The sequence below is a fragment of the Dyella acidisoli genome (genome assembly GCF_030160295.1).
Taxonomy (GTDB): domain Bacteria; phylum Pseudomonadota; class Gammaproteobacteria; order Xanthomonadales; family Rhodanobacteraceae; genus Dyella_B; species Dyella_B acidisoli.
The window spans coordinates 267,978-279,591 of the sequence record NZ_BSOB01000025.1 but is presented as its reverse complement, the minus strand read 5'-3'; the positions used below and the strand labels follow the sequence as shown (position 1 = coordinate 279,591).

The 11,614-nt window shown below is 61.6% G+C and carries 10 protein-coding genes; 5 read left to right on the top strand and 5 right to left on the bottom strand.

Annotated elements, in window-relative coordinates; translation table 11 throughout:
- Nucleotides 1-14 precede the first annotated feature (14 nt).
- Complete coding sequence (locus QQJ86_RS14595) at nt 15-1,130, top strand: PilT/PilU family type 4a pilus ATPase (protein ID WP_284321690.1); 1,116 nt, start codon at nt 15-17, stop codon at nt 1,128-1,130.
- Nucleotides 1,131-1,348: 218 nt separating this feature from the next.
- Here QQJ86_RS14595 and QQJ86_RS14590 read toward each other — a convergent pair whose 3' ends face one another.
- The 4 genes from QQJ86_RS14590 to QQJ86_RS14575 all read right to left on the bottom strand — a co-directional run bounded on the left by QQJ86_RS14590 (nt 1,349) and on the right by QQJ86_RS14575 (nt 5,837).
- The gene (locus QQJ86_RS14590; RefSeq protein ID WP_284321689.1) at nt 1,349-2,197 is read right to left on the bottom strand and encodes a response regulator; all 849 of its coding nucleotides are present in this window, start codon (nt 2,195-2,197) and stop codon (nt 1,349-1,351) included.
- Between the two features lie 213 nt (nt 2,198-2,410).
- Complete coding sequence (gene ftsX, locus QQJ86_RS14585) at nt 2,411-3,382, bottom strand: permease-like cell division protein FtsX (RefSeq protein ID WP_284321688.1); 972 nt, start codon at nt 3,380-3,382, stop codon at nt 2,411-2,413.
- Complete coding sequence (gene ftsE, locus QQJ86_RS14580; RefSeq protein ID WP_284321687.1) at nt 3,379-4,056, bottom strand: cell division ATP-binding protein FtsE; 678 nt, start codon at nt 4,054-4,056, stop codon at nt 3,379-3,381. The genes ftsX and ftsE overlap by 4 nt, the downstream gene beginning before the upstream one ends.
- Before the next feature lie 113 nt (nt 4,057-4,169).
- Entirely contained in the window at nt 4,170-5,837 is a 1,668-nt protein-coding gene (locus QQJ86_RS14575) for a DEAD/DEAH box helicase (RefSeq protein ID WP_284321686.1), read from the bottom strand.
- A gap of 360 nt (nt 5,838-6,197) precedes the next feature.
- On the opposite strand from QQJ86_RS14575, the gene trxA reads away from it, so the two are divergent.
- Together trxA and rho are read left to right on the top strand one after the other, a co-directional pair.
- Nucleotides 6,198-6,524: a thioredoxin TrxA gene (trxA, locus tag QQJ86_RS14570; RefSeq protein ID WP_284321685.1), complete on the top strand. Its 327-nt coding sequence runs from the start codon at nt 6,198-6,200 to the stop codon at nt 6,522-6,524.
- 317 nt (nt 6,525-6,841) lie between these two features.
- A complete protein-coding gene (gene rho, locus QQJ86_RS14565) occupies nt 6,842-8,620 on the top strand; it encodes a transcription termination factor Rho (RefSeq protein ID WP_284321684.1) in 1,779 nt (592 codons plus the stop codon).
- Nucleotides 8,621-8,815: 195 nt separating this feature from the next.
- On the opposite strand, the gene QQJ86_RS14560 is transcribed toward rho, so the two are convergent.
- The gene (locus QQJ86_RS14560; protein ID WP_284321683.1) at nt 8,816-9,157 is read right to left on the bottom strand and encodes a zinc ribbon domain-containing protein YjdM; all 342 of its coding nucleotides are present in this window, start codon (nt 9,155-9,157) and stop codon (nt 8,816-8,818) included.
- Between the two features lie 135 nt (nt 9,158-9,292).
- Here QQJ86_RS14560 and QQJ86_RS14555 point away from each other — a divergent pair, with 135 nt between their 5' ends.
- Together QQJ86_RS14555 and QQJ86_RS14550 are read left to right on the top strand one after the other, a co-directional pair.
- On the top strand, nt 9,293-9,958 hold the full coding sequence (locus tag QQJ86_RS14555) for a response regulator (protein ID WP_284321682.1): 666 nt from the start codon (nt 9,293-9,295) through the stop codon (nt 9,956-9,958).
- A 14-nt stretch (nt 9,959-9,972) separates the two neighbouring features.
- Nucleotides 9,973-11,484, top strand: coding sequence for a sensor histidine kinase (locus tag QQJ86_RS14550; protein WP_284321681.1), 1,512 nt, complete (start codon nt 9,973-9,975; stop codon nt 11,482-11,484).
- The last annotated feature ends 130 nt before the right edge of the window (nt 11,485-11,614 follow it).

The following is an 11,614-nucleotide window of genomic DNA, read 5'->3' as shown; positions in this document are numbered from 1 at the left end:
CTGGGGTCTTTAAGGTGGATATCGGTTACTTCCTCAAGTTGATGGTGGACAAGGGCGCGTCGGACATGTTTCTGACGACGGGTGCCCCGGTGAACATCAAGGTCGAGGGCAAGTTGTACCCGCTCGGCAATACCGGGCTACCCAGCGGTATGGTGAAAAAAATCGCCTATTCGCTCATGGACGAGGGACAGGTGCCACAGTTCGAGCGTGACCTGGAACTCAATATGGCGCTGGCCGTGAAAGAGGCCGGACGCTTCCGTATCAATGTGTTCAAGCAACGCGGCGAAGTCGGCATGGTGATCCGCGCGATCAAGAGCGAGATTCCCAGCATCGACCAGCTGCAACTGCCGACGATCTTCCGCGACCTGATCATGGAACCGCGCGGATTGATCCTGGTTGTGGGTGCCACCGGTTCGGGCAAGTCGACCACGCTGGCGGCGATGCTCGATCATCGCAACAGTCATTCGTCCGGTCACATCCTCACTATCGAGGATCCGATCGAATACCTGCATCGCCACAAGAAGTCGATCGTCAACCAGCGCGAAGTAGGCCTGGATACGCACACCTATCACGAGGCCCTGCGCAACGCGATGCGTGAAGCGCCGGACGTGATCATGATCGGCGAAATCCGCGATACCGACACGATGGAAGCGGCGATCGCATTCTCCGAAACTGGTCACTTGTGCTTGGCGACGTTGCACTCCAACAACGCCGACCAGACGCTGGAACGCATCCTCAACTTCTTCCCGGAATCAGCGCACAAGAACGTGCTGATGAACCTCGCACTGAACCTGCGTGCGGTGATCAGCCAGCGCCTGGTCAGTGGCAAGGACGGCCGTCGCCTGCCGGCGGTGGAAGTGCTGCTCAACACGCCGCTGATCCGCGACATGATCCGCCGCGGCCAGATCCATGAAGTGAAAGAAGCCATGGATCGCAGCCTGCAGGAAGGCATGCAGACGTTCGATCAGTCGCTCTACAAGCTGTACAAGAGCGGCCGTATCGAGCTGGAAGAAGCACTGGCGAAGGCCGACTCGCGCGATGGCTTGGCGTTGAAGATTCGCTTGTCCGAAGGCGGTAATGCCGAGACGGCGGAACTGGCGGGCAACGATCCGTATGGGCTGGGTTTTTAAGCGCCTACCTAGTGAGCGCGATATTTCAGCTACGCAAGATGTAACCCCCTCCCCTGCTTGGCAGGGGAGGGTTGGGGTGGGGTTGTACGAGCTTGACGCTCCATTTGAATCCAACGCGAGATTGCTTCACCCCACCCTATCCCTCCCCTACTACACGTAGGGGAGGGGATGTTTCCGACAAGTAGATGGATGATCGCAGCGGCAGATCGCTGCTTGGATCAGGACGCCCCAGCACTCTCCCGCGCACGCAGATGCTGTGCCACGCGCAACTGAAACAAGAGCTTGGTAATCAGCAGTTTTTCTTCGACCGGCTTTTCTACCAAGTCGTTCGCGCCGGCGCGAATCAATGCAGCCTGATTGTCGGGATTCTCATCACCGGTCATTACCAGCACCGGCAGCTTGCCTTTGCCGTAGCCGAACTCAGTGCGGATACGTTGCAGCAGATCGCCGCCGGTCAATTCGCCTTTGAGGCTGACGTCGGTCAATACCACGTCCGCGCCCACGGCACCTTGCTCACGTTCGGTTTCGAGCAAGACCAACGCATCTTCCACACTGACAACGTGACGCACGGTGAGTCCGATTTTTTCCATCATGCGGCGTGTGGCCAGCGCCACCACGCGACTGTCTTCCACGTATAGCACCACGCCTTCGGCAGCACTCTCCGGGCGCACGTAGCCGCGGATGAATTCCGCCAGCGCCTGGAAACCGAGCGACTTGTCGAAATAATCGGTAACGTGTTCGCCCAGGGCGCGACGATGCAGGCGATCGTCCACGTCGCCGGACACCACCACGATGGGTACGTAGACCTGCGGTGCCGACTCGCGCACGTAGCGCGCCAGCTCCAGCCCATCCATGTCGGGCAGGCGCAAGGAAATCGTAATGAAGTCGAACACACCGTCCTGCAGCAGCCGGTGCGCATCGGCGCCGGAGCCGCAATCCACCACGACCGCCTGCGGCAACTCTTTCTGCAGCACGCGCGTGATCAACTGGCGGACGACCTTGGAACCGTCCACCACCAGCACGCGCGGTGCGGCGCTGAGATCACGGCTGCTGATGCTTGCACTCATCAAAAAACCCCACCATCCCGGTCTTGCTTGGCTTCCGTGCATAGACAATCGGCAGGCGCCCCCTGCGCCTGAAGTGCGCCTATTCTAGCCGGCCCAGAAAAAACAGCCGTATGACAACTGAGGTCACGGAAGGCCTGGCTATGGTGCCCCAGCGCGGTGCGACGGGCTGCGACCCGCTTCACCGCTCATAGCATCCACCTTTTTGGGTTGCAGCTAAGCCGCCTTGCGCAGTTGCCAGGCGCTGACCAGGCGTGCGCCCAGCCAGCCCAGGAAAGCAGCGGCGACGGGCACGGCCAGCAGTAGCCACGGTGGCAGGCCACCCACGTGCAGCTTCCCTTCGTAAACCTGACTAAGTCGCGCGACCGGTTCCACCAGGGCGAATTCGATGGCTAGGGCCAGCCCTACCGCCAGCACGCCGCTGAACAGGCCATACCAGATGCCCGCGTACAGATACGGACGCCGCACGAAAGCCCGGCTGGCACCGATCAACTTGAGCACGCCGATTTCTTCGGCGCGACTGGTGATGTCCACGCGCACCGTATTGCCGACCACCAGCAGCACCGCCAGCGCGAACAACGCAGCCAGGATCAACACCATGCGATTGCCTACACCGAGCAACGCATCCAGGCGCTGCCGCCAGCTGCCGCTGTCCTGCACCATGTCCACGCCCTGCATGCCGTGCAGGTCGTCCACCAGCCGCGCAGCGGCATCGGCAGAAATACCGTCCTGCGGCTGTACTTCGAGCACGAAAGGCAGCGGATTGTCATCAAGTGCATGCAGCGCATCAGAGAAGCCCTGCATTTTGCTCAGCTCGTCCATGCCTTGCTGCGGCGATTTCACCGTGACATTCGCGACGCCATCGTGCTGCCCGATCTGCTTGGCCAGTATCTGCGCATTGCCCGCGACCTGATCGGGTTTCAGGAACACGTTGATCACCTGGTTGCGCCCGAGCGCGCTACCCAGCGATTGCACGTTCGAGAGCAGCATGTAAAACGCTAGCGGCAGTGCCAACGCCAAGCCCATCACCGCGATGGTGAGCAAACTGCCAACCGGCTTGGAGGCCAGACGGCGCAAGCTCGCACCTGCGCTCCAGCCATGATGTTCCCGCCAGCTGGAAAACGGACGACGATGGCTGCGTTCGCTGCGCACTGGCGTCTGCGGCTGCGTTTCGGTCGATGTGCTCATAGCACTTCCTCCGCAGCAACGTCCGCAACCAGCCGGCCATGATCGAGCACCACTACGCGCTTCTTCACACGCTTGATCAGCGGCAGATCATGGCTGGCGACCAGCACAGTAGTGCCGAACTGCTGGAATTCTGCGAACAGGCTCATCACTTCGAAAGCCAATTGCGGATCGAGATTGCCTGTGGGCTCGTCGGCGATCAGCACACTGGGCTTGGCGACGATTGCACGCGCAATGCCCACGCGCTGCTGTTCGCCGGTGGACAGCGAAGCCGGCAGTTGCCGTTCGTAATCGAGCAGGCCGACTTTCTCCAGCGCAGCGCGCACGCGGCGTCCACGCTCCAGCGGCGCAATGCCGCCGATCACCAATGGCAATTCGACGTTGGCGAACACGGTGCGATCCATCAGCAGGCGATGATCCTGATACACCATGCCCAGACTGCGTCGCAACTTGGGAATGCCGCCCTTGCCAATTTTGGCAAGATTCTGGCCATCCAGCGTGACGTGCCCGTGCGTGGGGCGTTCGATCAGCGCCAGCAATTTGAGCAACGTGCTCTTGCCCGCGCCGGAGTGCCCGGTCACAAATGCCATCTCGCCTTTGGCGACTTCGAACGTAAGCTGCGAAAGGGCTTCGTGCCCCCCTTCATAACGCTTGCTGACTTGATCGAAGCGGATCACCGCATTCCCCGTATCCCTAAACCGATGGCGGCAAGGATAAGGGATGCCTTGGCGTTATGCGTAGATTTCGCGAAAGCGCCGCCACGTAATTTCGCGACGGCGTACGCGATGATTCAGCGACCGGTGAACAAACGCGCAAGACGGCGGAAGAAACCGAGCTTCTGCGGCGCGGCCTGCTCGCCCGAAGGCGACTGCGCCACTACCTGTCGCGACGGACGATTGGCGCTCGGTGCGGCGGCTTGATTGACGGCAACCTCGGCTGCTGGCGCCGTGCCCGAACGACGGCGACCGCGACCACCACGCCGACGACGACGCTTGCCTTCGCCACTTGCGCCTTCCTCTGCAGATGCAGCGGCAGGTGCTTGTGCAGGAATCGCAGCCTTTTCTTCGCTCGCTGCTGCATGGCGGTCTTCACGCGGTTTGCGCGGACGATCGTCGCGTCGTTGCCGCTGCTCGGAAGAACCCGAGCGTTCGCCACCGCGGCCACCACGACGTTCACGCGAACCAGTGGGCTTGGCGTCGCCGCGCGGCGTGACCTTGTCACCGAACTCCGCACTGTCCGCAGCGACCTCGGCGGCGTACTGCGCATCGATTTGCTTCGGTTGCGGCATGACCAGCAGTTCCTGATCCAGGTTGGCTACCGGAATCTTTTGGCCGATGTAGGTTTCGATATCCGGGAGCGACATCGCATACAGATCACAGGCGAAACTGATCGCATCGCCTTCAGCGCCAAGACGCGCGGTGCGGCCGATGCGGTGCACGTAGTCCTCGGCATCCTGCGGCAGGTCGTAGTTGAACACGTGACTGACCGCTGGAATATGCAGGCCACGCGCAGCCACGTCGGTGCAGACGAGCACGTCGAGCTGGGCATCCTGAAAGCGCTGCAGCAGCTTCTGACGCTTGAGCTGCGGCACGTCGCCCGACAATGCGCCAACACGATAGCCCTGGCGCTTCACACGCTCGGTGATGCGTTCGGCAGCTGCCTTGGTGTTGACGAAAATGATGCTGCGTTCGGCCTTCGTGCGCTCAAGCAAGTTGAGCAGCAGCGGCATCTTTTCTTCCTTGGCCGGGAAGTACACCACCTGCCGCACGCGGTCGGCGGTGACGTTGTCGGTTTCCACCGTCAGCTTCTCGGCGTTGTGCATGTGCTCGTAAGCAAGCTCCAGCACGCGATGCGACAGCGTGGCAGAGAACAGCAGCACCTGACGCTGTTCGCGCGCCGGCAGGCGGCGGAAGATGAAGCGCACGTCCTTGATGAAGCCGAGATCGAACATGCGATCGGCTTCGTCGATCACCATCACTTCCACGCCGTTGAAGCCGAACACGTTCTGCTTGTAGTAGTCGAGCAGTCGGCCCGGTGTGGCGATGATGATGTCGCAGCCGTCTTTCAGTTGCTGACGCTGCTTGTCGTAGTCGACGCCACCGTAGATCAGCGCGGTGCGCAGGCCCGTGTAGCGGCCGATGTTCTTGGCATCTTTCTCGATCTGTATGGCCAGCTCGCGCGTGGGTGCGATCACCAGCGCGCGTGGATCGGCATCCTTGCGTTCGGCCACGGCTGGCCGGGTCAGCAACCGGTTCATCATGGCGACCAGGAAGGCGCAGGTCTTGCCGGTGCCGGTCTGGGCCTGGCCGGCGACGTCGCGGCCGATGAGCGCCATCGGCAGGGTCAACGCCTGGATCGGGGTGCAGCGTGCAAAGCCTGCTTCGTCCAGACCTTGCTGCAACAGCGGATGCAAATCGAATTGGGTAAAGAAGGTTTCAGTAAGTACGGTTTGGGACATGAAAGGGAATCTGGTACGAGCCGGCGATCGAGCGCCTGGGCCCGGTCCCGCAGTCAGTCTGGCAACCTTGGGACGGTGGATGGATGCGACGCACAACAGGCGTCGATAGGATGGCTACACCCCTCCGGCATAGGTGAAGCGGCTTGTGAAGCGGGCTTCACCTATGCCGGCCGGGCGGTGGCTGGGGTGCCCTTGAATCGCTTGAATCGCGTCCCGACTTACGCTGGAATGAAAGACATGCCGCAACGGCACTGACTCCACTTCCCGGATCGACCCGCGCCCCATGGGCACTTCCACTAGTGTAACTGATGATTGGCACGCGGTCTTAACCCCACCCCGCCTTAGCCCTGGAGACCCACGGTGAGCGAATTGATTACCCATACGAGCGACGACAACTTCGACCAGGAAGTGCTGAAGTCCGATACACCCGTATTGCTGGATTTCTGGGCCGAATGGTGCGGCCCCTGCAAAGCCATCGCCCCGGCGCTGGACGAGCTGGCGAAGGAATATGACGGCAAGCTGCGCGTGGTGAAGCTGAACATCGACCACAACCAGAAAACCCCCCGCACCTATGGCGTGCGCGGCATTCCCACGCTGATGGTGTTCAAGAACGGCAAGGTGGAAGCCACCCAGATCGGCGCGGTGAGCAAGGGGCAGCTCAAGCAGATCATCGACAAGACGATCTGAGAGTTTGTCTATGGCCTATGAGTGGCTCACGTTGTGTTTGAGCGGTCGTCAGGTGGTAGCGCGTGGCGCAGCGCCAGACTGGCTGTCTGGTCAAGCCGCGCGCTGCCGCATGGCGACCGCTCAGGCGCAACGCGAGTCGCTCATGGGTCATAGGCGGACTCTGAGAACCGTCGCATAAACCGTCGCTGCAGCCGCCCTTTACGGCGCTGCGCGACGGGTGTTAGATTCCTTCCCATCGGGGCTGTCCGGCCCTCTGCGCGTTCCGCGCAACGCTCGTCCTCCCTCCTGTCATCAACGGCGCCCCGTGAGGTTTGCCCGTGTCCGATATCGAAAGCAAAGATTCTTCCGACGCCATTCGCGCCGACTCAAAGCCTGTGACTGAAACGCCTACCCGTACTCGTTCGCCACGCCGATCCGCCGCTCCAGCCGGTGAAGCAAGCCCGCCTAGAGAGAGAACCAGCGAGGCGCCGGCACCCGCCGTCGAGCGCCAGCCCCCTCCCGCCGAAGCGCGCTCCGAGGCCCCCCCTGCTTTTTCACCCACGCAGGAACCGCTGCGCTACGGCAACGGTCAGAGCAGCGAAGCGCAGGAGCCGCGCGACAACGCCCAGCAACAGGGTGGCAACGGCAATGGCGGCGGGCAGCAACAGAGCCAGGGCCAGCATGGCCAAGGCAACGACCGCCGCAATGATCGAAACGACCGCAACGACCGCAACCGCCGCCGCCGTCATGAGCGCGGCCAGCGTCCGCAGGGTCCGGGCGGTGGCGGCCCGCCGCGCAATCCGCATGGCCTGCCGGTGGATGACGAAAATGCCGACATCGGCAGCAACGACCGCGTCATCAACCTGACTGAGCTTAAGCGCAAGAATCCGATTCAATTGCTGGAATTCGCCGAATCGCTCGGCATCCAGGAAGGCGTCGCGCGCCAACGCCGTCAAGACGTGATCTTCAACATCCTGAAGGCTCACGCCCGCTCGGGCGGTGGCATCTGGGCCGAAGGCGTGCTGGAAATTCTGCAGGACGGCTTCGGCTTCTTGCGTTCGGCCGACGAGTCGTACCTGGCCGGTCCTGACGACATCTACGTGTCGCCCAGCCAGATTCGCCGCTTCAACCTGCGCACCGGCGACTACATCACCGGACGCGTGCGTCACCCGAAGGAAGGCGAGCGCTACTTCGCGCTGCTGAAGGTCGACGACATCAACGGCGATCCGCCGGAAGCATCGAAGAACAAGATGCTGTTTGAGAACCTGACGCCGCTGTTCCCGCGCAAGGCTTTCCACCTGGAACGCGGCAACGGTTCGACCGAAGACATCACCGCCCGCATTCTCGACCTGGTCGCGCCGATCGGCCGCGGCCAGCGCGGCCTGATCGTGTCGCAGCCGAAATCCGGTAAAACGATGATGCTGCAGAACATCGCGCATGCCATCCAGTACAACCATCCGGACGTGCACCTGATCATCCTGCTGGTCGACGAGCGTCCGGAAGAAGTCACCGAAATCGCCCGCACCGTGCGCGCCGAAGTGATCAGCTCCACCTTCGACGAACCGGCCGTGCGTCACGTGCAGGTTGCCGAAATGGTGATCGAGCGCGCCAAGCGCCTGGTCGAACATAAGCGAGACGTTGTGATCCTGCTCGACTCGATCACCCGTCTAGCCCGCGCCTACAACACCGTGGTGCCGAGCTCCGGCAAGGTGCTTACCGGCGGTGTGGATGCGAACGCACTGCAGCGTCCGAAGCGCTTCTTCGGCGCCGCACGTAACGTGGAAGAAGGCGGCTCGCTCACCATCATCGCCACCGCGCTGATCGACACCGGCAGCAAGATGGACGAGGTGATCTACGAAGAGTTCAAGGGCACCGGCAACATGGAAGTGCACTTGTCTCGCCGTATCTCCGAGAAGCGCGTGTATCCGGCCATCGACATCAATCGCTCCGGCACGCGCCGCGAGGATCTGCTGATCGAACCCGATCTGCTCGCCAAGATCTGGATCCTGCGCAAGCTGTTGCATCCGATGGATGAACTGGCTGCGATGGAGTTCATGCTCGACAAGATGAAGAACACCAAGTCGAATGACGAGTTCTTCAATTCGATGAAGCGTTGAGCATTGTGTAAAAGCTCTCACGAAAAAGCCGCCTACAGGGCGGCTTTTTCGTTAAGCAGGATGACCACCTTTACCTTGCCGTCATCCCATTGGCGAAAGCTGGGATCCAGTGACTTTTCCACATCAAAGGCGCTGGACCCCAGCTTTCGCCAATGGGGTGACGACACTGTAATTACTTGAATCCGCTCTAGCCCCTCAAGCCTTCTTCAAAAAGCAGACCTTGAGCACCAGATCCTTGATCTTGTCGGAATGCCCTTCAATGTGTTCCGAATCGCCATCGATCAAGCGGATGTTGCGGATCACGCTGCCCTGCTTCAGCGGAATCGACGCGCCCTTCACCTTCAGATCCTTGATCACGATGACGCTATCGCCGCTCTTCAGCACATTACCGTTCACGTCGCGCACGATCTGCTCGGCTTCTTCATGGGCTGTGGCTTGCTGCAGCCATTCATGCCCGCAATCCGGACAAATGTAGAGATCGCCATCGGGATAGGTGTGTTCCTTGCGGCAAATCGGGCAAGCAGGGATCTCGGACATGGGGCACGGCGCTACTGATTTTTAGGGTGCGCATTGTAGCGCCCGGTCGATACGGTCTGCGGTTGCTCCTATTACATGACAGATAAATGCGGCATTAGCTGATAGGATTTTGCGACCTAATACTTCGTCGGTCGTATGCGCATACTGCTCGTTGAAGACGATCCCTTGGTTTCCGATGCCATCGTGCGCGGCCTGGCTACCGCTGGCTACGTAGTCGACCCGGTAACCGATGCCGAATCCGTACAAAGCCGCCTGGACGTCACCCACTACGATCTCGCCATCGTGGACCTTGGTCTGCCCGGCGAAGATGGCTTGACCCTGGTGCGTCGCCTGCGCCGCGATGGCAGCGCGTTGCCGCTACTGATCGCGACGGCACGCGATGGCTTGGACGATCGCGTCAACGCGCTGGATCTGGGCGCGGACGACTACATGGTCAAGCCTTTTGCCCTGCCCGAACTGGCGGCGCGTTGCCGTGCACTGATCCGCCGTGCCACCGCTGCCACCGCCAACGAAATGGTGGTGGGACGCCTGCGCATCGATCTTGCCGGCCGCCGCGCCATCGACGACGGCGGGCGTGTGCTCGAGCTCACCCGCCGCGAATGGTCCATCCTCGAATGCCTGGCCCATCACAGCGGCCGAGTGGTGAGCAAGGAACGGCTTATCCAGGCCATCGTGAGCTGGGACGAGGAAATCTCCGGCAACGCGATCGAAGTACACGTGTCCCGTCTGCGCGCGAAACTGGGCGAAGCCGCCACTGTGCGCGGTATACGTGGCCTGGGATATCGCCTCGACGACACTTAAGACGCAGCCGGCGCATGTCTACGGGGTCCAAACTCAGACGCGCGCCGAGTATTCGCGGCCGCTTGCTCGGCTATCTGCTGCTGCCGTTGCTGCTGCTGCTGATCCTCAGCATTTGGGCGGATCATCGAACCTACGTCACCCCGATGTACGACGCCTTCGATCGCGCACTCTCGCGTGCGGCGGCGGCGATTGCGGCGCATCTGAAACGTGCGCCAGATGGGCAAATTTATCTCGAAAAACCCGATTTCGGCCCGTTGCCACTGCATCCGCCCGGCACGGAACCACCCCCGGCGGCGCCGCCTCCTGACGATATTGGCGAGAGGCCGCCGATGGGTTTCGATCCCAACGGCCGGCCAACGGTATGGGCGCACTTGTTTCCCGGCGCACGGGACAACTTTCTCTATCGCGTCAGTCTGCCTGATGGCCACACCCTGGCTGGCGATCAAAACCTGCCGATCGCACAGGGCACCGGCACCCTCAGCTATACCGACGTCACCTACGAACAATTGGCGCTGCGCGTCGTCAGCTATCGCACGCAAGTGAGTGGCGAGCCGGTCATCGTCACTGTGGGCGAAACCGTGCATCGCCGCGATCGTGGCGTGCGCCGGCTGGATACGGTCATTGGCATAAGCGATGGCATCCAACTCGTACTGGTGCTGGGCTTGTGCCTGCTGGGCATCACTGTCGCCTTGCGTCCGATCAATCGCCTGCGCGAACGGATCACGCACCGGCAACCGCAATCACTGCAGCCGCTGCCGCTGGAACCGATTCCGAACGAAGTGCGCCCGCTGGTGCAATCGCTCAACACGCTGCTGCTGACAGTGCGCGACGCGGCGCAGGCTCAACAGCATTTCCTCACCAACGCCGCGCATCAATTGCGCACGCCGCTGACTGGCCTGAAGGCGCAATTGGAAGTCCTAGGCAGCGAAACCAGCGACGAAGCCCAGCAGGAGCGCATCGCACGCCTGCAGGACAGCGTGGATCGCCTGGCGCACACCGCCAACCAGTTGCTCGCCCTTGCGCGCGCCGAACCTTCCGCGCACAACCCCGGCGATTTCGCCGACGTGCAGCTCGAAGCATTGATCGGCACCGTGGCCGATTCCATGCTGGATCGCGCGATCGCACGCAACATCGACCTGGGTGCGGAATGCGAGCCTGCCCAGGTGCATGGCGTGCTTTGGCTGCTGCATGAATTGCTGATCAACCTGCTCGACAACGCCATCCGCCACACGCCGGACGGCGGCCGCATCACGCTGCGTTGTGGTCGACACGACGGCGCCGCCTATTTGGAAGTGGAAGACAGCGGCCCCGGCATTCCCCCTGCCGAACGCGAGCGCGTGCGCGAGCGTTTCTATCGTGCTGCCGGCAGCGACGGACAAAGCAGCGGCCTGGGGCTGGCGATTGTCGAAGAAATCGCCCGCAGCCATCGTGCGCGATTCGAAATCCTGGATGCTCATGAAGGGACAGGAGCGCGGATGCGCGTGACATTTCTGGAAGCGGGCGATGAGGAACAGGGAACAGGCTAACGATTCGCGCTGAGGCCATCTCGACGCTGTCTATTCTTTAGCTGTACCGTCCCGTACAATTTTTTCATCCCCGCCCCCTTTTTGCGGCGTTGCACTGCCTCCATAGTCGGGGGCTCTTCCCGTGAGGCTT

What these genes read in the sequence shown, in the direction of transcription:
- QQJ86_RS14590 (WP_284321689.1), bottom strand. Translation starts at nt 2,197, where the DNA reads ATGAGTGCAAGCATCAGCAGCCGTGATCTCAGCGCCGCACCGCGCGTG.
- ftsX (WP_284321688.1), bottom strand. Translation starts at nt 3,382, where the DNA reads ATGAGCACATCGACCGAAACGCAGCCGCAGACGCCAGTGCGCAGCGAA.
- QQJ86_RS14575 (WP_284321686.1), bottom strand. Translation starts at nt 5,837, where the DNA reads ATGTCCCAAACCGTACTTACTGAAACCTTCTTTACCCAATTCGATTTG.
- QQJ86_RS14560 (WP_284321683.1), bottom strand. Translation starts at nt 9,157, where the DNA reads ATGTCCGAGATCCCTGCTTGCCCGATTTGCCGCAAGGAACACACCTAT.
- QQJ86_RS14555 (WP_284321682.1), top strand. Translation starts at nt 9,293, where the DNA reads ATGCGCATACTGCTCGTTGAAGACGATCCCTTGGTTTCCGATGCCATC.
- QQJ86_RS14550 (WP_284321681.1), top strand. Translation starts at nt 9,973, where the DNA reads ATGTCTACGGGGTCCAAACTCAGACGCGCGCCGAGTATTCGCGGCCGC.